The sequence below is a fragment of the Rhodoblastus acidophilus genome, from assembly GCF_900187365.1.
Taxonomy (GTDB): Bacteria; Pseudomonadota; Alphaproteobacteria; order Rhizobiales; family Beijerinckiaceae; genus Rhodoblastus; species Rhodoblastus acidophilus.
In genome coordinates, this window is record NZ_FYDG01000001.1 from 471,023 (window position 1) to 493,584 (window position 22,562).

Below are 22,562 nucleotides of genomic sequence, written 5' to 3' on the forward strand. Positions count from 1 at the left end.
ACCAATTTACGATCCAAAGGAAGGGCTTCCCCTCATCCGCCTCGCGCTTTCAACGCGAACCGCCCTCTCCCGCAACGGGAGAAGGCAAAATCGTCACTTATAGACGCCGGCGATCGCCAGAAAATCCTTGGCGGTGAGGCTGGCGCCGCCGACCAGCGCGCCATTGACGTTCTCGACGCCCATCAGTTCGGCCGCATTCGACGGCTTGACCGAGCCGCCGTAGAGAATCCGCACCTTGTCGCCTTCGCCCGGCAACAGGTCGATCAGTTCGCGGCGGATGAAGCCATGAACCTCGGCGACATCGGCCAGCGTGGGGGTGAGGCCGGTGCCGATGGCCCAGACCGGCTCATAGGCGACGACCAGGGTGGAAGCCGTCGCGCCATACGGCAGCGAACCGGCGAGCTGGGCGCCCACCACGGCCAGGGTCTGGCCGACCTCGCGCTGGGCGCGGGTCTCGCCGACGCAGACGATCGCCGTCAGGCCGGCGCGCAGGGCGGCCTCGGCCTTGGCGCGCACGACCGCGTCGCTCTCGCCGTGATCGGCGCGGCGTTCGGAATGGCCGACGATCACATAGGTCGCGCCGGCGTCCTTCAGCATCTCAGCCGAAATGTCGCCGGTGTGCGCGCCGGAGGCGGCGGCGTGGCAATCCTGTCCGCCGACCGGCATGCCGCCAGCGGCCTGGACCGCCGCGGCGATCAGAGTCGCAGGCGGGCAGATCAGCGCCTCGGCGCGGCCCGCCTCGCCGGCCTTGACCGCGTTGGCGATGGCGGCCAGCTCCGCGAGCGACGCAATAGAACCGTTCATCTTCCAGTTTCCGGCGGCGAGCGGGCGAATGTCTGTCATGTGCGGGCTCCAAAAATCTGCCGTTGCGATAGCAGAGGCGCGGCTCGTTGCCCAGTGGCGCCAAACCGCACAGGAGACAAATGCGGTCGCAGATGCGACAAACAGTCGCTGGCCCGCCAATTGCTTGTCTGTTTGCGGGAGATTTTCGGAGGCGAAATCGGTCCGCCACCCTGGCGCGTCCCTCGACCTCCCGGCCAAACCGCCCCCATTTGTTGGGAACGCTCCACCTCTCCCCGCTTCGGCGTCGCACATCCGACACATCAGCGCCTGCCCGCTACACTCCTGGATAGTTCAAGAGAGAGCCGGTTTTCGAAAGTCCACTCATGACCGCCATCGCCAATTCCGCCCTCGACGCCCTTGACGCAAGATTGGTCAAGCCGACCCACAAGGGGCCAACCCATGTCGCGGGGCGCGTGGCTTTCCGCGGCGAGATTCTCCTGACCGAAGCGGCCGCCCCGGCGCTGACCTCGGCCATCGCTTCCGCCGATACGAACGCCGCCAGCCTGTCCTTTCTCGCGGGACAATTGGCGACCCTGAGCCAACTGCCGGTTCTTGCCGACGCCCTGGGCGACGCGCTCGCGCCCAATGGCAAGTACTTCATCTATGTCGGCGATGTGAAGCGCGGCGACCGCTATCAGATCGCCCTCGGCGAGACGCTGGTCTATGTGCTGCCGTATGACGACGTTTCCGTCTATAATGAACTGATCGACTTCTTCTATCTCGACAAGACCAAGATGAAGAAGTTCGACACCGCCGCCAAGATCGACGCCCTGGCCGAGGGCGCGGCGAAATATGGCGAAAGCTTTCCCAAACTGACCTACGAGGAGGCCTTGGCCCGGGTCTGATCCCGACCTCGGCCTTGTCCTGACCGGGCCGCCGGCGCCCGGTCATCGAGCGGCCCAGGGAAAACCCTGCGCAACCGCGCCGCGACCGTCGCAAATGGATTGCGCGGGACGCGGCGCGTTTCTATAGTCCGGCGCCTTGCGCCACCCCGGCGCCGAACAAGAGAGAAGAGATGCTCGACGGCCTGCGGATCATGTCGAAAAACTGGTTGGGGCGCTCGATCCTCGCCGCCTTCGCCGCCCTGATCGTGGTGGGCTTCGGCTTTTTCGGCATTCGCGACGTGTTCACCAATTTCCGCGCCAACGAACTCGCGACCGTCGGCGGCGTCAATGTCGGCGCGGCGCAATATCGCGCGGAATACCAGAATGAATTGCAGCGTCTGCAGCGGCAGGCCCGCCGCGCCGTCACCAATGACGAAGCGCGGGCGATGGGCCTAGACCGGCAGGTTCTGGCGCGCATGCTGACCGACGCCGCGCTCGACCAGGACGCCGCCCGTCTCGGCCTGAGCCTCTCGGACGCCGAAGTCGCCAAGGCGATCAAGGCCGAGAAAATTTTCGCCGGCGCCGACGGAAAGTTCGACCAGGCGCGATTCGACATGATCCTGCGCGACAACGGCTATAACGAGGCCAGTTATTTGCACGAGGAGCGCGCCACCGCCGTGCGCCGCCAACTGGCGGCCGCCATCAGCGGCGGCTTCAAGGCGCCGCAGGTGATGCTGGAGGCGATCAACCGTTTCAACGCGGAAACCCGCAAGGCGGATTACTTCATCCTGCCGGCGCCCGACGCCTCCAGCCTGCCGGCGCCGAGCGAGCAGGCGATCAAGGATTTTTACGACCTGCGCAAGGACGCCTATCGCAAGCCGGAATATCGCAAAGTGACGGTGCTGACCGTCTCCGCCGACACGCTGGCCAAGAGCGTGACCATTTCCGACGCGGCGGCCAAAGCGGTTTACGACCGCGACATCGGCAAATATGGAACGCCGGAAAAGCGCGCCTTGCTGCAACTGACGTTCACCGGCAAGGAAGCCGCCGACAAGGCCCGCGCCCGCATCGACAATGGCGTGCTGTTCATGACGGTGGCCGCCGACAAGGCCTCGGGCGGCGTGCTGGCCGATCTCGGCGAGGTGGCGAAGGCGGGCGTGTTCGACCCCGCGGTGGCCGAAGCGGCCTTCAAGCCGGCCGAACCGGATGTGGTCGGCCCGGTGCAGGGCAAGTTCGGCTTCGTGATCGTCAAGGTGGCCAAGATCGTCCCCGGCGCGATGCAGCCGTTCGATTCGGTGAAGGACCAGATCAAGGCCGAACTGGCCAAGGCGCAGGTCAAGGGCGAAGTGCAGAAGACGCGCGACCGCATCGAGGATCTGCGCGCGTCCGGCAAGACCTTGCCCCAGGCCGCGCAGGAGATTGGCCTCAAGGCAGAGACCTATGTCGCTGACGCTTCCGGCGCCGGCAAGGACGGGCCGAACCCGGCGCTGACCGCTTCTCCCGAACTGGTCAAGGCGATCTTCGCCTCCGACGTCGGCGTGGACAACGATTCGGTCGCGCGCAAGGACGGCGGCTTCTCCTGGTTCGAGATCGCTTCGATCGAGCCGTCGCGCCAGCAACCGCTCGACGAGGTCAAGGACCAGGTGGCGCAGGCGCTGAAAAATTCCGAGGCGCAGAAGGCGCTGGCTGCCAGGGCCAACGACCTCGCCCGGAAGATCGAAGGCGGCGCGGCCCTCGCCGATGTCGCCAACGCCAATGGGGCCAAGCCGCAGCAGGCCGCCAACGTGCGGCGCTCAGGCGGCGAGGGCTTGAGCGAGGCCGCCGTGGCGCAGATTTTCGCTCTGCCCGTGGGCGCCTCCGGCGTGGCGCTGGCCGACAATGGCGGGCGCACCGTGCTGAAAGTGACCGATTCGGCCGTGCCGCCGCTCGACATGAAGGACCCCGCCATGGCGCGCGCCCTGCCCCAACTCGAAGCCGCGATGGCCGACGATCTGCTGGTGCAATATGTCGGCGGACTGGAGGCGCAGCTCGGCGTGAAGATCAATCAGGCGGCGCTGCGCGCTGCGCTCGGCTCGGAGCAATGAGCGCCATGTTCATCCCGGAATTCGACGTTTTCGCAAAAGCATACGAAAGCGGCGCGCCGTCGCTGGTCAGTCTGAAGCTGGTCGCCGACCTGGAAACCCCGGTGTCCGCCTTTTTAAAGCTGTCGGCGGGCCGCAAGGGCGACGTGTTCCTGCTCGAATCGGTGGAGGGCGGCGCCGCGCGCGGCCGCTATTCCATGATCGGCCTCGATCCCGACGTCATCTTCCGCGTCAAGGACGGTCAGGCGGAGATCAACCGCGACGCCCTGCGCGACCGCGACGCCTTCGTCCCCTGCCCCGAAAAGCCGCTCGACGCCCTGCGCGCCTTGCTGGACGCCTCGGCGATTCCGGCGGTCGCCGGCCTGCCGCCGATGGCGGCGGGCGTGTTCGGCTATCTCGGCTATGACATGGTGCGCGAAATGGAGCGGCTGGCCTCGCCCAAGCCCGATCCGATCGGCGCGCCCGACGCCCTGATGGTGCGGCCGACCCTGATGGCCGTGTTCGATTCGGTGCGCGACGAGGTGTGGCTGGTGACGCCGGTGCGCCCCAACGGCGAAATCCCCGCCCGCGCCGCCTATGAAAACGCGTTGGAGCGGCTGGAGGCGGCGGTTTCGGCGCTTGAAGGTCCGGTGAATTACGAGGCGCAGGCCGAGGACGCGGTGCTGCTGCAAGCGCATGCGCCGGTCTCCAACACGCCGGAAGCGCGCTATCTCTCCATGGTCGAGCAGGCTAAGAGCTACATTCGCGCCGGCGATATTTTCCAGGTGGTGCTGTCGCAACGGTTCACCTCGCCGTTCCAGTTGCCGGCCTTCGCCCTCTACCGCGCCCTGCGCCGCGTCAATCCCGCGCCTTTCCTGTGCTATCTCGATTTCGCGGATTTCCAGATCGTCTGCTCCAGCCCGGAAATTCTGGTGCGGGCGCGCGAGGGCAAGGTGACGATCCGGCCCATCGCCGGCACGCGGCCGCGCGGCGCCACGCCGGAAGAGGACAACAAGCTGGCCGACGAACTGCTGGCCGATCCCAAGGAGCGCGCCGAGCATCTGATGCTGCTCGATCTCGGCCGCAACGACGTCGGCCGCGTCGCCGCGACCGGCACGGTGAAGGTGACGGAGCAGTTCGTCATCGAACGCTACAGCCACGTCATGCACATTGTCTCCAATGTGGTGGGCGCGCTCGACGGGTCCAAGGATGTGATCGACGCGCTGTGCGGCGGCTTCCCCGCCGGCACCGTGTCCGGCGCCCCCAAAGTCCGGGCGATGGAGATCATCGACGAACTGGAGACGGACAAGCGCGGCATTTACGCCGGCTGCATCGGCTATTTCGGCGCGTCCGGCGAAATGGACACCTGCATCGTGTTGCGCACCTCCGTGGTGAAGGACGGATTCATGCATGTGCAGGCGGGCGCCGGGATCGTCTATGATTCCGACCCCAAGAGCGAACAGCAGGAATGCGTCAACAAGTCGCGCGCTTTGTTCCGCGCGGCGGAAGAAGCCCTGCGATTCGCCTCCAGCGTCAAACGCGGGCAGTGACGGGGGGGATTTCCTCCCTTATAGAGACAGGCAACGCCACGAACACGAACCGTCAAGGCCGGGCTCGCCCCGGCCAGTTTTGCGGTATGGTCAGAGGAACTCCTGGAGGGTCCTGCCCCGTGGATTGGCGTGGAGGCCCGGCGCCGGCCGGGCATGACGTCACCTTGTGCTGTATGCCCCCGTTCGGGGAACAGACCAATCCAGATCGGCCCTTCCTTGACTTTGCCCATGCTTCCCACCGCCCTCGCCCGCGCGCTTGAAGAACGCGAATACGCCACGCTCACCCCCGTGCAGGAGGCCGTTCTGCGGCCCGACGCGGAAGGCCGCGACCTGCTCGTCTCAGCGCAGACCGGCTCCGGCAAGACCGTCGCGTTCGGATTGGCCATGGCGGCCGATCTGCTGGCCGGGTCCGAGCGCCTGCCCGATTCTTCAACGCCCGGCGCCCTGGTGATCGCGCCGACCCGCGAACTGGCGTTGCAGGTGGCGCAGGAGCTGACCTGGCTGTTCGCCTATGCCGGAGGGCGCGTCGTCACCTGCGTCGGCGGCATGAGCCCGCACCTGGAGCGCCGCGCGCTGTCGGGAGGCGCCCATATCGTGGTCGGCACGCCTGGCCGGTTGCGCGACCACATCGAACGCCGCGCGCTCGACCTGTCGCAGATCGCGGCGATCGCCCTCGACGAAGCCGACGAAATGCTCGACATGGGCTTTCGCGAGGATCTCGAATTCATTCTCGGCTCCGCGCCGGAGAGCCGGCGCACCGTGATGTTCTCGGCGACCATGCCCCGGGGCGTGGCGGCGCTGGCCAAGAAATTCCAGCGCGACGCCCTGCGCATCGAGGTCGCCGGCGAATCACACGGCCACGCCGACATCGAGTATCGCGCCGTGCGAGTCGATCCGCGCGAAATCGAAAAGGCCGTCGTCAACCTGCTGCGCTATTTCGACCCGCCGACCACCATCGTGTTCTGCAACACGCGCGACGCGTCGCGCCATTTGCAGGCGACCCTGCTGGAGCGCGGCTTTTCCGCCGTGCTGCTGTCCGGCGAACTCGGCCAGCACGAGCGCAACCTGTCGATGCAGGCGTTGCGCGACGGCCGGGCGAAAGTCTGCGTCGCCACCGACGTCGCCGCGCGCGGCCTTGACCTGCCCAGCGTCGGCCTGGTGGTTCACGCCGATTTCCCGCATGACGTCGAGGCGCTCAAGCATCGCTCCGGCCGCACCGGGCGCGCCGGGCGCAAGGGCGTGTCCGCTTTGCTGATTCCGCCGAAAATGAATCGCCGCGCCGAAAACCTGTTTCATGACGCGCAGGTGTTCCCGCACTGGCAGACGGCGCCTGGCCCCGAGGAAATCGCCCAGCTCGACCGCAGCCGCATCGCCGAAGACCCGGCTTTCCTGGCGCTCCCCACCGAGGAAGAGGTGGAATTCGCGAAAAGCCTGCTGGAGCAGCATGGCGCGGAAAAATGCGCCGAGGCGCTGGCGCGAATCCTCACCGCGCGCTGGCCGGCCGCAGAGGAGCTGAAGGACCCCGGCTTCGCGCCGCCGCCGCGCGACAAGAGCCAAAAGACGCCACACGAACCGCGCCGCCGGGGCGAGATGGGAGAAACCGTGTGGGTGCGGCTGGCCGTCGGACGGTCCAAGCGGGCCGAGCCGAAATGGCTGCTGCCCATGCTGTGCAAGAAGGGCGGCCTGCGCCGCGAGGACATCGGCGCCATCAGGATTTTCCAGGACGACACCAAAGTGGAGATCGCCGCCGCCAAGGCCGAGGAATTCCTGAAAGCCATGCGCCGGCCCGGCCCGGACAAGCTGCCGGCCGACCTGACCCACGCCCCCACCGAGCACGAGCTGCAGGCGCGGGCGAAGCCGCGTTTCGCCAAGAAGGCTTATGAGCCCGTCAATGGGGAGAAGCCCAATGGCGAGCGCCGCGAAGGCAAGCCGAAGTTCAAGGGCTGAGCGCCGCCCGGCGGACTAGTCCGCCGCGTCGCTCTCGGGCAGATCCGATGCAAAGGCGTCGGCGAGCGGTTCCTCGCCGAGCGGCTCCTCGTCTTCCATGAGCGCGGAGCCATCGTTCGGCTGCGGCACGCCAAACCCTTTGGGCAAGCGGCCGTCGAACAGGCCGGCGGCCTTGAGGTCGTCGAGGCCGGGCAGATCGGAAATCTGCTCCAGCCCGAAATGCAGCAGGAACTTGTCGGTCGTGCCATAGGTCACGGGACGGCCGGGCGCGCGACGGCGGCCGCGCAGCCGCACCCAGCCGGTCTCAAGCAGCACGTCCATCGTGCCCTTCGACAGCGCGACGCCGCGGATATCCTCGATCTCGGCGCGGGTGCAGGGCTGGTGATAGGCGATGATCGCCAGCGTCTCCATCGCCGCGCGCGAAAGCTTTTTCGGCTCCACTTGCTCGCGCTGCAACGCCCAGGCGAGATCGGGCGCGGTGCGGAAGAACCATCGCTTCCCCACCCGCACCAGATTGACGCCGCGCCCGAAATATTCGGCTTTGAGATTGGCCAGGGCTTTGGCGAGATCAGCGCCCTGCGGCAGGCGCTTCGCCATTTCCTCCTCGCCGAGCGGTTCGGCCGCCGCGAAGATCAGCGCTTCGCACAGGCGCATATGCGTGCGCTCGGCCTCGCTCGGCGTTTCCCTTATGGGATGCGAGGCCGCATCATCGGCGGCGCGCAGGTCGAAAAGCTGTTCCTGATCGGACATGGTTTCACACTAGCAGGCGGAGCGCCCGGCGTCATTCGGCGGCGACGACCGGCGGCGGCTCGCCCTTGCGGCGCAGCCAGATCGGCCCGAACGTCCGGTCCTGGCGCACGTCTATGCGCCCCTCCTTGACCAGCTCCAGCGTCGCGGAAAAGGTCGACGCCCGCACCGTGCGCGCCTGATCGGGACGCGCGACCCATTGAATCAGGAAATCGTCCAACGCGGTCCATTCCAGCGCCATGCCGAGAATGCGCTCCAGCGCCTCGCGCGCCTCCGCCAGCGACCAAACCGTGCGCGTCTTGAGCAGGGCGACATTGGCCAGCGCCTGTTTCTGCCGCTGCCGCGCGTAGGCCGACAGCAGGTCGTAAAGGCTGGCCTGATAAAGCGGCGCATTCACCACGTCCACGCCTTCCGGCGCGCCGCGCGCGAACAGGTCGCGGCCCAGTTGCGGGCGTTCTCCGAGCAGTTCGGCGGCGGCGCGGATCTTTTGCAGCCGTTTCAGCCTTTGCGCGAGATTGGCGGCCAGCGCGGCGGCGTCCGGCTCCTCGGTCTTGGGCGGAGCGGGCAGCAGCAGGCGCGATTTCAGATAGGCCAGCCACGCCGCCATCACCAGATAATCGGCGGCCAGTTCCAGCCGAACCCGCCGCGCCTCCTCGATGAAGCGCAGATATTGCTCGGCCAGCGCCAGCACGGAAATACGCGCGAGATCGACCTTCTGGCGTCGGGCGAGGTCGAGCAGCAGGTCGAGCGGACCTTCATAACCGTCGAGATCGACGCGAAAAGCCTCGTCCGCCCGGTCTTCCTCGAAGTTCAGCCGCCCGTCGTTTTCCAACCCCATCGCGCTCCATCAAGGCGAATCAACCATGTGAAGGGTGTGGGAAGCTGGCGCAACCCGCAAGGGCGGAAAAGATTTGTTAAGACTCGTCCACAGGGAACAGCGGCGGCGCGGTCAAGCCAGCGCCGCAGCCAGCGTTCGCCGCGCCTCCTCCGCATCGAAATGTTGCAAGCCGCGCGCCCGCTCCCGCGCCACGGCGGCGCGCGCCGCCTGCACGCGGTCCAGAGCTTTGCCCGCGAGGTCCGGCGCGGCCTCGGCCACCTCGCGCGCTTCGGCGAGATCGCCGTTGCAATGCAGCGCCAGATCGAGCCCCGCCGCGAAACATTTGCGCGTCCGCTCGGCGAAAGATCCCGTCAGCGCCTTCATCGACAGGTCGTCGGTCATCAGCAGACCGTCGAAGCCGATATTTCCCCGCACGATGTCCTGCACGACCAAGGGAGACTGAGTGGCCGGCGCGGTCGGATCGAGCGCCTCGTAAACCACATGGGCGGTCATGGCGGCGGGCAGGCCGGCATTGGCCTGGAACGGCGCGAAATCGCGCGCCAACTCGGCGCGACCGGCCGAAACCACCGGCAATTCTAGATGGGAGTCGGCGCAAGCGCGGCCATGGCCGGGGATGTGCTTCATCACCGGCATCACCCCGCCGCGCATCAGACCGCGCGCCGCCGCCGCCCCCAACCGCGCCACCTCGTCGGGAGCGCGAGCGTAGGCGCGATCGCCGATCACGTCATGCGCGCCTTCGATCGGCGTATCGAGCACCGGCAGGCAATCGACGTCAACGCCCAGTGCCAACAGGTCCGCCGCCATCAGCCGGGCGGAAAGTTCAATCAGGCGCTCGGCGTCGGGCAAGGCGCCCAGGCGCGCGGCGGCGGGATAGGACGGCCAATGCGGCTCGCGCAGACGCTGGACGCGCCCGCCCTCCTGATCGACCAGAACCGCAGCGTCTTCGCCCACGACCGCGCGGAACGCCGCCGTAAGCGCGGCGACCTGAGCCGGGGATTCGACGTTGCGGCGGAACAGGATCAGCCCCCACGGCCGCGCGTCGGCGAAAAAGGCTCTTTCCTCGTCGGAAAGAGCCGGACCGGCGCAGCCGGCGATAAAAGCCTTGAACATCAGTTCTTGACGATGAAGCAGGCGCCGCCCTGGCCCTTGATGGCGTTGCACATGCTGGTGGCTGAATCCTTGCTCAGGCGGCCGACGCGCACGCGGTAGATGGTCTTGTCGCCCACCTGCCCCGAGACGAAGCTGGGATGATGACCCTGCAGCGCCGAGGAGAATTTGGCGACATAGCGGTTGGCCGCGGCGCGGGCCTCGGCCTCCGTCGGCGCGCCGGCGAGTTGGACCGCCCAATCGCCCGAAGCGGCGGGCGTGGCGGCGACGGGTTCGACCTTGGCTTCCGGCTTGGCCTTGGGCTTCTGCGCCTGCAGCGCCGCTTCGGTCGTCGAGGGCGCCCGCGGGGCGGCCGGACGGGCGACCGGCGTCGGGGTGACGCCGGAGACTCCGCTGGACGCCATGGTCGGCAGGCCGCTGCGCGGCTTTTCGGCCGGCGCGTTGAGCAGGCTGCCGTCGGCGCGGATGGAGACGGTCTTGACCTTTTTGGGCGCCATCAGCGGCGCCTCGCCGGACGGCTGCGCGCCAGCCGCAGCCGGGGCGGCGGAGCCCGGCGCGGGCGGGGTCGGCGTGGCGATGCCCGCGGCGGCGGCGGTCTGCCCCTGCGCTTGCCGGGCGGCGATGGCGAGATCGGCGGGCTGTTCGGTCTTGCTGACGACCTTGGCCGGCGCGGAGGCGTCGTCCTTGCGGTCGAACAGCGCCTGTCCCGAGCCGTTCGCGGCGGCTTCCTGCGCCGTCGGCTTGACCTTGGCGGGGTCCTTGTCGGCCTGGATCGTGACCACCTCGCCCGAGGTCGAGCCTTTCTTCAGCGCGAGACCGCCGGCGAACAGCGCGACGCCGCCGACCAGCACCGCCGCCATGGCGTAAACCACCTTGCGGCGGCCGGCCGGGCGCGGCGCCTGCGGCGCGAAAGCCTGGGATTCCGGCGCGAATTCGGGGGCCTGGGCCGCCCAGGGCGCGTCGACATGCGGCGGCTCCTCGACCCAATGAGGGTCGGGTTCCGGCGCATAGCCCCGTGACGGCGCGGGCGCGGCGTTTTCAAAATAAGGCTCGTGCGACTGCGGCGCCTGCAGCGGAGCCGGCGAGCCTTCGGCGACGGCCTTCTGGGCGCGAAACAAGGCTTCGAACGGATCGGGCCGGCCGTCGCCGGCGCCGCCGACGAGACGCGCCAGTTCGGCCAGCGGATCGGGCGCGTTCGCCGAGGCCTGACGCGCCTTGGACGTCGGCGCGGCTGCGCGCAAGCGGCGCTCGAACTCGTCGAGATCGAGTTCGGGACGATATTTGGCGGCGGACTCACCCATGACCAACCCTCGCGCAAAAGGTGGAAGGGACGGGAGGAGAGCGGACCCGAGGTCAGCGCATCTCGTCCGGCGCGTTCACACCCAAGACAGATAAACCTGACGCCAAAACAATCATTAACCCCGTCACAAGGGCTAGCCTGGCGCAGCTCAACTCTCTCAGATCTTGATTAACAAAGCGTAATTGGGCTTGATCCTTACCACGATTCCAATGCGAGTGGAACAACGACGCGAGATCGTGCAGGTAAAACGCCAGTCGATGCGGCTCGTGGGCGCTGGCGGCGGCTTCGATCACGCGCGGATATTGCGCCAAAATCTTGATCAAAGCTTGTTCGCCCTCGTCCTCCAGCAAGGCCAAATTCGCCGTGGCCAGAGCCGCCGTCGACAGGTCGATATCCGGAAAAACCGACAGCGCCTGACGCAGCACCGAATGGGCGCGGGCGTGAGCGTATTGCACGTAGAAGACCGGATTATCCTTGCTTTGCTCAATGACCTTGGCGAGGTCGAAGTCGAGCGGGGCGTCGTTCTTGCGCATCAGCATGATGAAGCGCACCGCATCCACGCCGACCTCATCCACCACTTCGCGCAGCGTGACGAAATCGCCGGAACGCTTGGACATCTTCACCGGCTCGCCGTCGCGCATCAGCTTGACCATCTGGCACAGCTTGACGTCGAGCGCGCATTTGCCGCCGGACAGCGCCTGAACCGCCGCGCTCATGCGCTTGACGTAGCCGCCATGGTCGGCGCCCCAGACGTCCACCAGAACGTCATAGCCCGCCTCGATCTTCTTGCGGTGATAAGCGATGTCCGAGGCGAAATAGGTGAAGGAGCCGTCGGATTTCTTCAGCGCGCGATCCACGTCGTCGCCGAATTGGGTGGAGCGGAACAGGGTCTGCTCGCGATCCTCCCAATCGTCGGGAAGCTGACCTTTTGGAGGAGGTAATCTTCCTTCGTAGATCAAGCCCTTGGCGCACAGTTCCTCAAGCGCCGCCTCAACGTCGGAAACGCCCTGGCTATGGTCGTGCAGGCTGCGCTCCGAGAAGAACACGTCATGGACGATGTTGAGCGCGGCGAGGTCGTCGCGGATCATGTCCATCATTGCGGCGATGGCGGCGTCGCGCACCTGCGGCAGCCAGTCCGCCTCCGGCTTGTCCTTGAGGCTGGCGCCGTATTTTTCCGCCAGCGCGGCGCCCACCGGCTTCAGGTAATCGCCGGGATACAGCCCCTCGGGGATGGTCACGGTCTCGCCCAGCGCCTCGCGGTAGCGCAGGAAGGCGGAGCGCGCCAGCACGTCCACCTGCGCGCCGGCGTCGTTGATGTAATATTCGCGCGTCACCTTCGAGCCGGCGAAGTCGATCAGGCTCGCCAGCGCGTCGCCGAACACCGCGCCGCGCCCGTGGCCGACATGCATGGGGCCGGTGGGATTGGCCGAGACATATTCGACATTGACGGCGCGCGCCTTGACCCGGCCCGCGGCGCCGCGCCCATAGTCGGCGCCCCCGGCCAGCACGGCGCCCAGCACCTTGCCGTAAACGCTCGGCTTGAGCCGGATGTTGAGAAAGCCGGGACCGGCGACCTCGGCCTGATCCACGTCGTCGCACTCGGCCAGCGCGGCGGCGAGTTCGGTTGCAAACTGGCGCGGATTGAGGAAGACGGCCTTCACGTCCTTGGCGAACACCATGGCGGCGTTGCAGGCGAGATCGCCCATGCTGGCGTCGCGCGGCGGCTCCACCACGAAGCGCGCGGGATCGAGGGCGGGAAGGCGCCCCTGGTCGCCCATGGCTTTGAGCAGATCGGCGATTCGGGCGTGAAAGTCGGCAAAGATGTTCATGGGCGTTCGGTTAGGACAAATCCTCGCGCCCGTAAAGCCGCAAGCCTCGCGCAGGCCCAGACGGCCATGCTCCGGAGGGCCGGAGCGGGATCCCGAATGACCCAGAATTTTTCTCTCGCGCTCGACGCGTTGCGCTTCCTCGCCGCCCTCTGCGTCTTTTTCGACCATCTTTCCTCCGCGCCTTTCACCGAACACGCGATCCCGGCCCGGCTGGGCGCCTATGGCGATATCGCCGTGACGGTTTTCTTCGTTCTGTCGGGCTTCGTGATCGCCCATGTGGTCGGCGCGCGCGAGCGGACCGCGCGCGATTACGCGCTGGCGCGGTTGTCGCGGCTGTATTCGGTGGTTCTGCCCGCCCTCGCCGTGACGCTGTTCGCGGATTCGTTGGGAAGCTGGCTCAATCCCGACTTCTACGCCGCGCAAAAAGTGCTGTGGCGGCCGGTCAGCGCGGCGGGTTACGCCGCCTCCGGCCTGTTCGTCAACGAATTCCGGGGCCTGGGCCTCGATGGCCTCACGCCGGGCAGCAATGCGCCATTTTGGAGTCTGAGTTTCGAGGCGGCCTATTACCTGCTGGCCGGCCTCGTGCTGTTCGCGCCCCGCCGCTGGCAGACCCTGGCCATTCCCGGCCTGCTGCTGTGCGCCGGCCCCACCGTCGCCGTTCTCGCGCCAATCTGGGCGCTGGGTTTTGGGCTTTATGCCTGGACGCCGCCCGCAACGGCGCCCCGCGCCCTTCTCGCCGCCGCCGCAGCAGCCGGTCTGGCGCTGGTCGTCTTCGCGCCCGAACTGTTCGGCCCCTATGACAATTTCGGCGTGCAATTCCCCTGGGGCTGCGGCGCGTTCAACCGCAATCTGGCGCAGGACTATGGCGTCGCCTTCGGCTTCGCTCTGACGCTCGTCGCGCTGCGCGGCCTGCTTGGCGCCGGAGCCGCGCCGCATCCTGCCGTGACGCGACTGATCCGCCGGTCGGGGGCGCTGACCTTCCCGCTCTACTGCCTGCATTATCCGCTGATCTGCCTCGCCTGCGCTCTCAGCCCGTTCCCCGCCGACGATCCGCGCCGCGCCCTGCTGGCGGCGGGCGTCGCGCTCGGCGGTTCGGCCGCGCTGACGCCGCTGTGCGACCGGCTCAAGGTCATGCTGCGCGCGGCGCGTTTCCGGCGCGGGGCGCTGCCGGCGGGCGCCTGAGACGGGTTGGACTCGCCCGTCACTCCGTCGCTTGCGGGCGCAGCGCGCCGCGCGTCAGTTTTAGCGCATGGTCGCGCAGCATGGCCCATTGCGGCAGCCAGCGCGGATCGAACCGCAGGGCGATATCGACGCCGTCCGTCGCGAGATGGGCGAGACACACCTGCGGCAGGCCGTCGTCGGGAATCTTCGGCCGCTGGCAGCGGGCGGAAAACTCCTGGCCGTCCGGCGCGCTCAGGTAAAAATCCTCGTCCGCGAACGGCGACTTGTCCTCGAAGCGGCGGCGCAGCAGGCCGCCTTCGCTCACTTGAACGTCGGGCTCCAGATAGGCCGCATAACGGTCGGCGGGGGCGAGCCTTCCGGGATCTCCGACGTCCGGCGTCAAGGTGATGAACACCTGCGCCGCGCCTGCCGTTTCGGCCTCACCAGCGCCGGGCAGACGGCGCGGATCGCCCGCCGCCGGCGCGAAATCGGGGGCCAGCACCACGAGGTCGGCGCGATTTGGCTCCTGCGGCCCCTGGCGCAGATAGGCGGAGGCGAAATGCAGCCGTTTCGCGCCGATGGTCGCTTCGACGGTTCCGGGCGGCGGCGGCGACGGCCACAGCCGCCACAGCGCGACGCCGACCAGGGCGAGCAAAAGAGGCGAAAGACCGAGAACAAGCAGGAACCGGCGCATGGTAAGCTCAAATAATCTAGGCGCGACCGCTTTGAGCCGATAATGGTCGACGCCGCAAGGGAGAAAACCATGACGCTTTATTCGCTCGACGGCGAGTCGCCCGAACTACCTGAGGCGGGCCGGTATTTCGTGGCGCCGGACGCCAATCTGATCGGCCGGGTGCGGCTGCGCGAGGACGCCAGCGTCTGGTTTGGCGCGACGCTGCGCGGCGACAATGAATGGATCGAGATCGGCGCGCGGACCAACATTCAGGACGGGTCGGTGCTGCACACCGACATGGGCTGCCCCTTGACCATCGGCGACGACGTCACCGTCGGCCATGGCGTCATCCTGCACGGGTGTCTGATTGGCGAAGGCAGCCTGATCGGCATGGGCGCGACGGTGATGAACAACGCCCGGATCGGCCGGTTCAGCATTGTCGGCGCCAATGCGCTGGTGACCGAAGGCGCGGAATTTCCCGATTATTCGCTGATTGTCGGGGCGCCGGCCAAGCTGAAGAAGACGTTCGATCCCGCAGTCGCGAAAAAGCTGCTGGCCAGCGCGGCCAACTATGCCGCCAACGGGCGGCGCTATCGCGAAGGGCTGAAGCGGATCGACTGACGCCGGCGGCTCACAGCACCACGTTTTCGTCGAACACGTCGAATGACAGCGGCAGCGCGAACTCCAGCGCCATGCCGTGATCGAACACGCGCACCACCCGCGCCGGGCGGCGGCCGATATGCAGCATCGATCCCAGCGGCGCCTGCGCCGTGCAGACGATCGCCGCGCCGGACACGGAAATGTCCACGATTTTCGCCGGCGCCAGCGTCCCGTCGGGAAAGCGCAGCGTGGTCTGGGCCCTGTTGGGGGTGATGCGCTCGTGGCGACGGTCCTCGGGCAGACCCAGGGTCTTGCGATTGACCAGCCAAGTCAGCTGGTTGACCAGCTTCTCGCGCTTGAAGGCCGGCATGTTGGCGGTCATGACGAAGCCATATTCGAGGTGCCGGACGATGGTCCCCTCGACGCGGCCCAGCGAATCGAAATAGGCGACAACGCGCTCGCCGAGCGCCCCGCGCACCGGCGCCGTCACCGCCAGGCCGCCCACCGAGACGTCGATGGTCTGGCAGGGAAACTCGCGCCGGTCTTCGAGCATGTAGCGGCCCAGCAGCGCCAGCTTGACGCGCGCATGACGCCGCCGCTCCACCGGCTTGGCATTGACTTTCAGCAGGGGACTCATGGCGCCGCCAACAGATTAACACTTTCGCGACGACTATAGGGCGCGCGCCTTAACCGCGCGTTACGCGCGCCGGTCAGAGCTCCGCCTCCGGCTTGTCGCGGCCGCCGGTGATGACGAAAAACGAGAAGCGGCGGAATTTCGACCGTGGCGCCGCGAGGGCGGCGGGCTTTTTCGCCGGCTCAACCGGCCGTTGCAGCAGCGCGCTGGTCGGCACCGCCGCATCGCTGTCGAGAAAGCGGATGGCGATCAGGCGCAGGCGGCGGGCGGCGCGCAGCCCGAACCAGCTCGGCAGCGTCTGCGGCGTCAGCGAAGCCAGCAGCCGGGCGTGCGTCTTGCCGCGATGGCGCAGCGGCAGCATCAACAGCTCCAGCGGGACGTCCTCGCCCAGTTCGGCCTCGGCGGCGAGCCCGGCGATGGCCGGCCGCTGGCTGTCCAGCACCGCCTGCGCCATGGCGCTGATCCCGGCGCGGTCCTCCGGCGCGAACAGCGAGACGAGAGGATTCCCCTTCTGCTCGTCGAGAAACAGCGCGTTGAGCCGCGTCCCCGCGATGCGGATCGGCAACTGGAGCGCTTCGTCCGCCTCCAGGATCATGGTGTCGGCCAAAATATGCCTGATGGCGGTGGGGTCGATCTCCTCGCGCTCGGGCGACAGGCGCGCGCCGCGCAGCCGGTTCCAGTAGGAATAGAGTTCCTGGGTCGCCGCCTGTCTCATTTTCTTATCCTTGACCTGTTGCGGGGCGTTTCCGTCCTGATGCGGCACGGACGCACCCTTCTCTTTTGCTTTCAACGCACAAGGAGCGAAGGGCGGGCCATGATCGGGTCCTGGGCGGCCCCGGACGGCGCGGCGGGACCATGCGGAAGTCCGCGGCGTCTTCATCAGATCGGACGCCAGGGGTTAAGGTTAACGACCAGTTGACATTGTCAAATTCTTAGGACTTTGGCACTCTCTCCTCATTGAACGCGGCCGAAACGAACAGCGACTCGGGTGACGCAGCGTTCGAAAAGAAATGCAAGACGCTGTAATTGGACGATTTTTCCCTTGGAACTCTCTGCTCGGGAAGACGAAGGGGTTGAGAAATCGTCAAGGCGCGCGCCGAAAGCGCCGCACGCGTCCTGACCGCGCGGGGTTCGGCTTGGTTAAGGTCCTCGCGTCGCAGATCATTGGGGAGAGCTTTTTGCTCTCCCCTTTTGTTTGCGAATTGTGGCCGTCATCCTTAAGTCAGGTTCATGCGCGAGAAAATTTTCAATCTTCCGGGCGTCGTTACGGCGCTGCTGCTTGTCCTGACGCTGGCGCATGGCGTCCGCGCGGCCCTGCCCGACGACGTCGACATCCAGGTGCTGGCCACCCTCGCGTTCGTGCCGGGACGGTTCGGCATGGCGCTGGACCCGTCGGGCGTGATCGCCCATCTCAACGCGCTGGCGCGCGTTTCCGACGATCAGGCCCAGCTCGCGCAATTCTTCCTGACCTATGCTCCGCCTTCCCTGCTCTGGATCACGCCGGTCAGCTACGCCTTTTTGCATGGCTCCTGGACGCATCTCGCGCTTAACGGCGTCTGGCTGGCGGCCTTTGGCGCCCCGGTGGCGCGGCGGTTCGGTTCAGCGCGGTTCCTGGCGCTGATCCTGCTGGGCGCCCTGGCCGGGGCGGCGGCGCAATTCGCGCTGCATCCGTTCGAACTCAACCCGATGGTCGGCGCCTCGGCGGGCATATCGGCCTGTTTCGGCGCCGCGGCGCGGTTCGTGTTCCTGCCCGGCGCCTTCGCGCGCGACGCGCGGGCGGCCGATGAGGCGCCGCCGCTGGCGGGCTTCGGCGAAATGATCCGCAACCGACAGGCGCTGGCCTTCGTCGGCTTCTGGTTCGCGCTGAACCTATTCACCGGGCTGGCGGGACAAGAGAGCGGCCTGTCCGACGCGCCGATCGCCTGGGAGGCGCATATCGGCGGCTTCCTGCTGGGCCTGTTGGCGGCGCCGCTGTTCGACCGGCGCCGCAAGGCCTAGCCGCGCCCGCAAGGCGGGTTCACGCGCCGTTTTGCGACAAATGCGGCGGCGCGCGCACGCGTCGGGAACCCGAAACGGGGCGGCCGCGTTTAAACTTAAAATATAAACCGCGGTTTCCAGGGGAGGAAAACGCATGAGCGTGGCGCAAATTCTCGCGGCCAAAGGCCCCGATGTTGTGACGATATCGCCCCACCACACCCTGCAGGAGGCGTCGGCCGTGCTGGCCGAAAGAGGCATTGGCGCCGTGATCGTTTCCGACGGCGGCGATGTGCTCGGGATCATCTCCGAGCGCGACATTGTCCGCGAGATCGGCCGCGCCGGCGAATCCGTGCTGCGCGACCCCGTGTCGGCGCATATGACCAGCAAGATCGTGACCACCGAGCCGGGCGAAGCGGTCGATCAGGTGATGGAAATGATGACGCGCGGGCGATTCCGCCATTTGCCGGTGATGGACAATCGCCGGCTGGTCGGGGTGGTCTCCATCGGCGACGTCGTCAAATATCGCCTGGAATCCATGCAAAGCGAATTCAACGCCATTCGCGACTATATCGCCACGGCGTAAACCGGCGACGCGGCTGGAATGTGCAAGGCCGCGGCGCGTTTCGACGCGTCGCGCTCCGGCGCGGCCGGTTCAGAACCGGCGTCAAGCCATTTCGTGCAGCTTGCGCTCCAGCGTGGCCATTTCCGCGATATCGTCGAGCGCGCGGCGCGCGGCCTCGCGGCCGAGCGCGATCAGTTCTTCGGCGCGGTGGAACTCGAAAAAACCGATCTTGGCCAGGCGGGCGTTGATCAGCACGTCGGGCGGATCGCCCGCCAGCCGCGAGCGCGCAATCCGATCCTGGGTGATGTTGAAGGCTTCGAGCAGCGCGGTGGCGATGCCCGGCGCGCCATTGGCGCCCGGCAGAAACTGCCGGCGCAGACGGCGCGCGTCGTTGGCGGGGGCCGGCGCCGGAGCGGCGCCCTCGTCCTTCGACGCCGGCTCCAGCGGGCCCTTGCCGCCGAGATCGGAGATCAGGGCGCCGCGATAGGCCGCATCGCCGATCAGATTGACGGCGACCACGATCTCCGCGCCCATGGCGCGGCACAGCGTGACCGGCACCGGATTGACCAGCGCGCCGTCGAACAGCCAGCGGTCGTCGAAGCGCACCGGCTCGAAAATGCCGGGCAGCGCATAGGAGGCGCGGATGGCCTGCACCAGATCGCCGCGCCGCAGCCAGACTTCGTGGCCAAGGCCGATTTCGGTCGCTACGGCCCCGAACTGCAGCGGCAGATCCTCAATCCGCTGGCCAGCCAGGGCGCGGCACAATTCGTCGCGCAATTTGGCGCCCGCCAGCATGCCCGCGCCGGAAAAGGACAGATCCATCAAGGAGATCATGCGACGCTTGGTCAAGGAGCGAGCGAAGGCTTCGAGATCGGCCAGCTTGCCGCCGGCGTAACAGCCGCCGACCACGGCGCCGATGGAGGAACCGGCGATGACGTCGATCGGGATGCGGCGGGCGTCAAGCTCCTGAAGCACGCCGATGTGGGACCAGCCGCGCGCGGCGCCCGCGCCCAACGCCAGGCCAATGCGCGGGCGTCGCTCCGTCTTGACGGCGACGGCGGCTCCTCCGCCGCCCGCCGCGGACAGGGATTCACCCGGACGCTCGAAATTCTTCCAGTTCAATCCGAACATGGCGCGACTCCACTGCGCAACTCCCTCAGCCGACGCTATTCTGTTTGCGTCGTTTTGTCACAGCCTGCGCGCGGAAACTTGCCGAAGGCTTAAGCCGCCCCGCCCTCGGTCAGGCGACTTAAGCCGAAATGCCGGACGGCGGGAAAATGTTCCCCACCGTCAGGGCGAAGCTTTCAGAAATCGACTTTGTCGATCAGAAATCGACGTTGTCGATCAGAGATCGACGCTGTCGATCAGAGATCGTCGAGGTCAATGTCGAGGATCGCCATTTGCAGCGTATAGGTCTTGCCCTTGGGATCGTCGGCGGAAATCACCGCCAGGAAGTCGTCGCCCTTGTTCAGCTCGACGGAATCGGTCTTGCGGGCGCGCGCGACGATCTTCAACGCGTCATTGTCGAACAGGCGGCGCAGATATTCCTGCAGCACCGGGCGCTCGACCGGAATTTTCATGGCGAACGAGAACGAACGGTCGCCATCCTCGTCGTCAACGGTGATCGGACCCAGCACGCGCTCGCCGAAGGAGGCGACGGCGGCGTCCTCGTTCTTGGGGTCGAGGCCGACCTTGATGCCTGGCGCACCGAAGGATTGGCGCAGAAACTCCTGCAACTTCCGCAATTCGCTCTTGTCCAACGCGCGACTCCCTGGCGGTTTCGAGGGGGCAGGCTTGCCAAAAACGAAGACGCCACGCAAGGGGCGCGGCGTGAAGCGCGGTGGATACGACTGTATAACGTAACGGAATGCAGCATTTCACGTTCACGGGCCGGAAAAGGCCATGGCGACGCGGCGCGGTCCCTCCGCCTCGGCGGGGCTGATCGAGGCGCTGGAGGCGACGCCTAGCGTTGGCTCACCGCCACGCTGGTCATATAGACGCCATAGCCGACCATGCCGACCATCGACGCCAGGGAAAATCCGATCAGTCCGGCGATGACGACGAGTTCCTTGAACGTCGCCCCAGCCTGCCGCCTGAGAATGTGAGAAAACGCCGCGACCATTCCAGCCTCCCGTTCGACGCGAATTCTTCAGATCCGTCCGCCGACCATGACGCCACACCAAGGTAGCGGGAAGCTGGATTGGGGGCCGCTACGCCTCCTCCTCGGTTTTGCCGGGAAGAATCTGGTCCATTTCGCGCGCCGGCTCCTTGCAGCCGGAGGCGCCGACCACCCGCGCCGGCACGCCGGCCACGGTCACGCCCGGCGGCACCGATTTCAGCACCACCGAACCGGCGGCGACGCGCGAGCAGCAGCCGACCTCGATATTGCCGATGATTTTCGCGCCGGCGCCGATCAGAACGCCCTTGCGGATCTTGGGATGGCGGTCGCCGCGCTCGTGGCCGGTGCCGCCCAGCGTCACACTGTGCAAAATGGAGACTTCGTCCTCGATGACGGCGGTGGCGCCCACCACGAGGCCGGTGGCGTGGTCGAGGAAAACGCCCTTGCCGATCCGCGCCGCCGGATTGATGTCGGTCTGGAACACGGCCGAGGCCCGGCTTTGCAGATAAAGCGCAAAGTCCTTCCGCCCCGCGTTCCACAGCGCATGGGCGAGACGATGCGTCTGCAGGGCGTGAAAGCCCTTGAAATAGAGCAAGGGCTCCATCAGCCGGGTGCAGGCGGGGTCGCGGTCGGCCACGGCCAGCAGGTCGGCGCGGATCGCCTCGCCGACGGCGGGGTCGCGCGCGGCCAGCTCCAGGAAATTCTGCTCGATCAGGTCGCCGGGAAAATCCAGATGCGACAGCCGCGCCGCGATGCGATGCGCCACGGCGTGCTCGACATTGGGCGCGTTGAGCACGGAGACCGACAGGAATCCGCCGAGATCGGGCTCGCGCCGCATGGCCTCCTCGGCTTCCACGCGAATCTGCGCGAAGACCGGGTCGGCGGACTTGTTCAGGGCCAGCACATTGGCGGCGACCATGGCGTTCTCCTCGGGGGCGACGGCCCCGCATGATCCAGCTTGTCAGATAGGCGTTAAACCACCGGTTTCAAACCGTCCAGAAAGGCCAGGGCGCCTTCCTTGTAAACCTTGTCCCCCACCGCGCGATTGTGATCCCGGCCGGGGATCGTCAGGGCGCGGGCGTTGCGCATCAGCGCGGCCAGCGGCGCGGGATCGCCGGCGACGTCGTCCTCCGAGCCGACGCAGATCAGCGTCGGCGGCGTTATGGCGGCGATCTCCCGCGCCGCCATGGCCTGTCGCGAGCCGCGAATGCAGGCGGCGAGCGCGCGCCGGTCGCTGCGGGTCGAATCCGCGAAGGCGCGGAACATGCGCTGCTTCGGATCGACGAGATCCTCCAGCGATTCCGCCTCCATCGCTTCGGCGACGCCGGAGGGCAGCCCGTCCTCGTCGATGAGATGGACGCCAAGCCCGGCGAGAATCAGGCCACGAATCCGTTCCGGCGCGGCCAGCGCCAGATGCGCCGCGACGCGTGCGCCCATGGAATAGCCCATCACGTCGGCGCGGGCGATTCCGAGATGGTCCAGCAACCGGGCGGCGTCGTCGGCCATGATCTGCGGCCGGTACGCCTCGGGGTCATAGAGTTTTTCGCTGCGGCCATGGCCGCGATTGTCGAACACGACGGTCCGCCGGCCTGCCCGCGTCAGCGTCTTGACCCATTGCGGAAACAGCCAGTTGACGCCGTGATTCGAGGCGAAGCCATGGATCAGCAGGATCGGCTGACCGCGATCCTCGCCCTCCGCCGGGAAATCGAGATAGGCGATCCGCACGCCATCGGACGAAAATTCCTGCATTCCCAATCGTTTTCCCTCTTGGACGCTTGGCGCGCCTGTCTT

At 67.1% G+C, this 22,562-nt stretch carries 22 protein-coding genes; 8 read left to right on the forward strand and 14 right to left on the reverse strand.

What is annotated here, in order from left to right:
- Positions 1 to 93: 93 nt before the first annotated feature.
- The gene (tpiA, locus tag CFB24_RS01980; RefSeq protein WP_088518886.1) at positions 94 to 843 is read right to left on the reverse strand and encodes a triose-phosphate isomerase; all 750 of its coding nucleotides are present in this window, start codon (positions 841 to 843) and stop codon (positions 94 to 96) included.
- A gap of 323 nt (positions 844 to 1,166) precedes the next feature.
- Here tpiA and CFB24_RS01985 point away from each other — a divergent pair, with 323 nt between their 5' ends.
- The 4 genes from CFB24_RS01985 to CFB24_RS02000 all read left to right on the forward strand — a co-directional run bounded on the left by CFB24_RS01985 (position 1,167) and on the right by CFB24_RS02000 (position 7,224).
- Positions 1,167 to 1,688, forward strand: a complete 522-nt coding sequence (locus tag CFB24_RS01985; protein WP_088518887.1) for a hypothetical protein — start codon at positions 1,167 to 1,169, stop codon at positions 1,686 to 1,688.
- Between the two features lie 170 nt (positions 1,689 to 1,858).
- Positions 1,859 to 3,751 (forward strand): SurA N-terminal domain-containing protein, encoded by a 1,893-nt coding sequence (locus CFB24_RS01990; RefSeq protein ID WP_088518888.1) that lies wholly within the window; start codon positions 1,859 to 1,861, stop codon positions 3,749 to 3,751.
- A 5-nt stretch (positions 3,752 to 3,756) separates the two neighbouring features.
- Complete coding sequence (gene trpE / locus CFB24_RS01995; protein ID WP_088519482.1) at positions 3,757 to 5,277, forward strand: anthranilate synthase component I; 1,521 nt, start codon at positions 3,757 to 3,759, stop codon at positions 5,275 to 5,277.
- A gap of 228 nt (positions 5,278 to 5,505) precedes the next feature.
- Positions 5,506 to 7,224: a DEAD/DEAH box helicase gene (locus CFB24_RS02000; protein WP_244593301.1), complete on the forward strand. Its 1,719-nt coding sequence runs from the start codon at positions 5,506 to 5,508 to the stop codon at positions 7,222 to 7,224.
- A gap of 15 nt (positions 7,225 to 7,239) precedes the next feature.
- Here the strand turns inward: CFB24_RS02000 and scpB are convergent, their stop codons facing one another.
- The 5 genes from scpB to argS all read right to left on the reverse strand — a co-directional run bounded on the left by scpB (position 7,240) and on the right by argS (position 13,045).
- The gene (scpB, locus tag CFB24_RS02005) at positions 7,240 to 7,974 is read right to left on the reverse strand and encodes an SMC-Scp complex subunit ScpB (protein WP_088518890.1); all 735 of its coding nucleotides are present in this window, start codon (positions 7,972 to 7,974) and stop codon (positions 7,240 to 7,242) included.
- A gap of 31 nt (positions 7,975 to 8,005) precedes the next feature.
- Positions 8,006 to 8,809, reverse strand: a complete 804-nt coding sequence (locus CFB24_RS02010; RefSeq protein ID WP_088518891.1) for a segregation and condensation protein A — start codon at positions 8,807 to 8,809, stop codon at positions 8,006 to 8,008.
- 111 nt (positions 8,810 to 8,920) lie between these two features.
- Positions 8,921 to 9,919 (reverse strand): beta-N-acetylhexosaminidase, encoded by a 999-nt coding sequence (nagZ, locus tag CFB24_RS02015; protein WP_176440405.1) that lies wholly within the window; start codon positions 9,917 to 9,919, stop codon positions 8,921 to 8,923.
- Entirely contained in the window at positions 9,919 to 11,217 is a 1,299-nt protein-coding gene (locus CFB24_RS02020) for an SPOR domain-containing protein (protein ID WP_088518892.1), read from the reverse strand. Before CFB24_RS02020 ends, nagZ begins: the two co-directional genes overlap by 1 nt.
- A 52-nt stretch (positions 11,218 to 11,269) precedes the next feature.
- Positions 11,270 to 13,045 (reverse strand): arginine--tRNA ligase, encoded by a 1,776-nt coding sequence (gene argS / locus CFB24_RS02025; protein WP_088518893.1) that lies wholly within the window; start codon positions 13,043 to 13,045, stop codon positions 11,270 to 11,272.
- A 96-nt stretch (positions 13,046 to 13,141) separates the two neighbouring features.
- On the opposite strand from argS, the gene CFB24_RS02030 reads away from it, so the two are divergent.
- Positions 13,142 to 14,227 (forward strand): acyltransferase family protein, encoded by a 1,086-nt coding sequence (locus CFB24_RS02030; protein ID WP_158255315.1) that lies wholly within the window; start codon positions 13,142 to 13,144, stop codon positions 14,225 to 14,227.
- Between the two features lie 19 nt (positions 14,228 to 14,246).
- Here CFB24_RS02030 and CFB24_RS02035 read toward each other — a convergent pair whose 3' ends face one another.
- On the reverse strand, positions 14,247 to 14,900 hold the full coding sequence (locus tag CFB24_RS02035; protein ID WP_088518895.1) for a hypothetical protein: 654 nt from the start codon (positions 14,898 to 14,900) through the stop codon (positions 14,247 to 14,249).
- 69 nt (positions 14,901 to 14,969) lie between these two features.
- Here CFB24_RS02035 and CFB24_RS02040 point away from each other — a divergent pair, with 69 nt between their 5' ends.
- Positions 14,970 to 15,500, forward strand: coding sequence for a gamma carbonic anhydrase family protein (locus CFB24_RS02040; RefSeq protein WP_088519484.1), 531 nt, complete (start codon positions 14,970 to 14,972; stop codon positions 15,498 to 15,500).
- Positions 15,501 to 15,510: 10 nt separating this feature from the next.
- Here CFB24_RS02040 and CFB24_RS02045 read toward each other — a convergent pair whose 3' ends face one another.
- Positions 15,511 to 16,116, reverse strand: coding sequence for a PilZ domain-containing protein (locus tag CFB24_RS02045; RefSeq protein WP_088518896.1), 606 nt, complete (start codon positions 16,114 to 16,116; stop codon positions 15,511 to 15,513).
- Between the two features lie 73 nt (positions 16,117 to 16,189).
- The gene (locus CFB24_RS02050) at positions 16,190 to 16,828 is read right to left on the reverse strand and encodes a PAS domain-containing protein (RefSeq protein ID WP_158255314.1); all 639 of its coding nucleotides are present in this window, start codon (positions 16,826 to 16,828) and stop codon (positions 16,190 to 16,192) included.
- 515 nt (positions 16,829 to 17,343) lie between these two features.
- On the opposite strand from CFB24_RS02050, the gene CFB24_RS02055 reads away from it, so the two are divergent.
- Positions 17,344 to 18,111 carry a rhomboid family intramembrane serine protease gene (locus tag CFB24_RS02055; protein ID WP_088518898.1) on the forward strand — a complete coding sequence of 256 codons (768 nt, stop codon included), beginning with the start codon at positions 17,344 to 17,346 and terminating at the stop codon, positions 18,109 to 18,111.
- 133 nt (positions 18,112 to 18,244) lie between these two features.
- The gene (locus tag CFB24_RS02060) at positions 18,245 to 18,673 is read left to right on the forward strand and encodes a CBS domain-containing protein (protein WP_088518899.1); all 429 of its coding nucleotides are present in this window, start codon (positions 18,245 to 18,247) and stop codon (positions 18,671 to 18,673) included.
- An 81-nt stretch (positions 18,674 to 18,754) separates the two neighbouring features.
- On the opposite strand, the gene CFB24_RS02065 is transcribed toward CFB24_RS02060, so the two are convergent.
- The 5 genes from CFB24_RS02065 to CFB24_RS02080 all read right to left on the reverse strand — a co-directional run bounded on the left by CFB24_RS02065 (position 18,755) and on the right by CFB24_RS02080 (position 22,520).
- Positions 18,755 to 19,783: a patatin-like phospholipase family protein gene (locus CFB24_RS02065; protein ID WP_088518900.1), complete on the reverse strand. Its 1,029-nt coding sequence runs from the start codon at positions 19,781 to 19,783 to the stop codon at positions 18,755 to 18,757.
- 233 nt (positions 19,784 to 20,016) lie between these two features.
- On the reverse strand, positions 20,017 to 20,412 hold the full coding sequence (locus CFB24_RS02070) for a DUF3126 family protein (RefSeq protein WP_088518901.1): 396 nt from the start codon (positions 20,410 to 20,412) through the stop codon (positions 20,017 to 20,019).
- Between the two features lie 203 nt (positions 20,413 to 20,615).
- Positions 20,616 to 20,774, reverse strand: coding sequence for a hypothetical protein (locus CFB24_RS22965; protein ID WP_158255313.1), 159 nt, complete (start codon positions 20,772 to 20,774; stop codon positions 20,616 to 20,618).
- Positions 20,775 to 20,862: 88 nt separating this feature from the next.
- Entirely contained in the window at positions 20,863 to 21,690 is an 828-nt protein-coding gene (gene cysE / locus CFB24_RS02075; protein ID WP_088518902.1) for a serine O-acetyltransferase, read from the reverse strand.
- A gap of 53 nt (positions 21,691 to 21,743) precedes the next feature.
- On the reverse strand, positions 21,744 to 22,520 hold the full coding sequence (locus CFB24_RS02080; RefSeq protein WP_088519485.1) for an alpha/beta fold hydrolase: 777 nt from the start codon (positions 22,518 to 22,520) through the stop codon (positions 21,744 to 21,746).
- Positions 22,521 to 22,562 lie beyond the last annotated feature (42 nt).

Bases quoted from the DNA above. Each gene is read 5' to 3' on its own strand.
- tpiA (WP_088518886.1), bottom strand. From the start codon at position 843: ATGACAGACATTCGCCCGCTCGCCGCCGGAAACTGGAAGATGAACGGT.
- CFB24_RS01985 (WP_088518887.1), top strand. From the start codon at position 1,167: ATGACCGCCATCGCCAATTCCGCCCTCGACGCCCTTGACGCAAGATTG.
- CFB24_RS01990 (WP_088518888.1), top strand. From the start codon at position 1,859: ATGCTCGACGGCCTGCGGATCATGTCGAAAAACTGGTTGGGGCGCTCG.
- trpE (WP_088519482.1), top strand. From the start codon at position 3,757: ATGTTCATCCCGGAATTCGACGTTTTCGCAAAAGCATACGAAAGCGGC.
- CFB24_RS02000 (WP_244593301.1), top strand. From the start codon at position 5,506: ATGCTTCCCACCGCCCTCGCCCGCGCGCTTGAAGAACGCGAATACGCC.
- scpB (WP_088518890.1), bottom strand. From the start codon at position 7,974: ATGTCCGATCAGGAACAGCTTTTCGACCTGCGCGCCGCCGATGATGCG.
- CFB24_RS02010 (WP_088518891.1), bottom strand. From the start codon at position 8,809: ATGGGGTTGGAAAACGACGGGCGGCTGAACTTCGAGGAAGACCGGGCG.
- nagZ (WP_176440405.1), bottom strand. From the start codon at position 9,919: ATGTTCAAGGCTTTTATCGCCGGCTGCGCCGGTCCGGCTCTTTCCGAC.
- CFB24_RS02020 (WP_088518892.1), bottom strand. From the start codon at position 11,217: ATGGGTGAGTCCGCCGCCAAATATCGTCCCGAACTCGATCTCGACGAG.
- argS (WP_088518893.1), bottom strand. From the start codon at position 13,045: ATGAACATCTTTGCCGACTTTCACGCCCGAATCGCCGATCTGCTCAAA.
- CFB24_RS02030 (WP_158255315.1), top strand. From the start codon at position 13,142: ATGACCCAGAATTTTTCTCTCGCGCTCGACGCGTTGCGCTTCCTCGCC.
- CFB24_RS02035 (WP_088518895.1), bottom strand. From the start codon at position 14,900: ATGCGCCGGTTCCTGCTTGTTCTCGGTCTTTCGCCTCTTTTGCTCGCC.
- CFB24_RS02040 (WP_088519484.1), top strand. From the start codon at position 14,970: ATGACGCTTTATTCGCTCGACGGCGAGTCGCCCGAACTACCTGAGGCG.
- CFB24_RS02045 (WP_088518896.1), bottom strand. From the start codon at position 16,116: ATGAGTCCCCTGCTGAAAGTCAATGCCAAGCCGGTGGAGCGGCGGCGT.
- CFB24_RS02050 (WP_158255314.1), bottom strand. From the start codon at position 16,828: ATGAGACAGGCGGCGACCCAGGAACTCTATTCCTACTGGAACCGGCTG.
- CFB24_RS02055 (WP_088518898.1), top strand. From the start codon at position 17,344: ATGCGCGAGAAAATTTTCAATCTTCCGGGCGTCGTTACGGCGCTGCTG.
- CFB24_RS02060 (WP_088518899.1), top strand. From the start codon at position 18,245: ATGAGCGTGGCGCAAATTCTCGCGGCCAAAGGCCCCGATGTTGTGACG.
- CFB24_RS02065 (WP_088518900.1), bottom strand. From the start codon at position 19,783: ATGTTCGGATTGAACTGGAAGAATTTCGAGCGTCCGGGTGAATCCCTG.
- CFB24_RS22965 (WP_158255313.1), bottom strand. From the start codon at position 20,774: ATGGTCGCGGCGTTTTCTCACATTCTCAGGCGGCAGGCTGGGGCGACG.
- cysE (WP_088518902.1), bottom strand. From the start codon at position 21,690: ATGGTCGCCGCCAATGTGCTGGCCCTGAACAAGTCCGCCGACCCGGTC.
- CFB24_RS02080 (WP_088519485.1), bottom strand. From the start codon at position 22,520: ATGCAGGAATTTTCGTCCGATGGCGTGCGGATCGCCTATCTCGATTTC.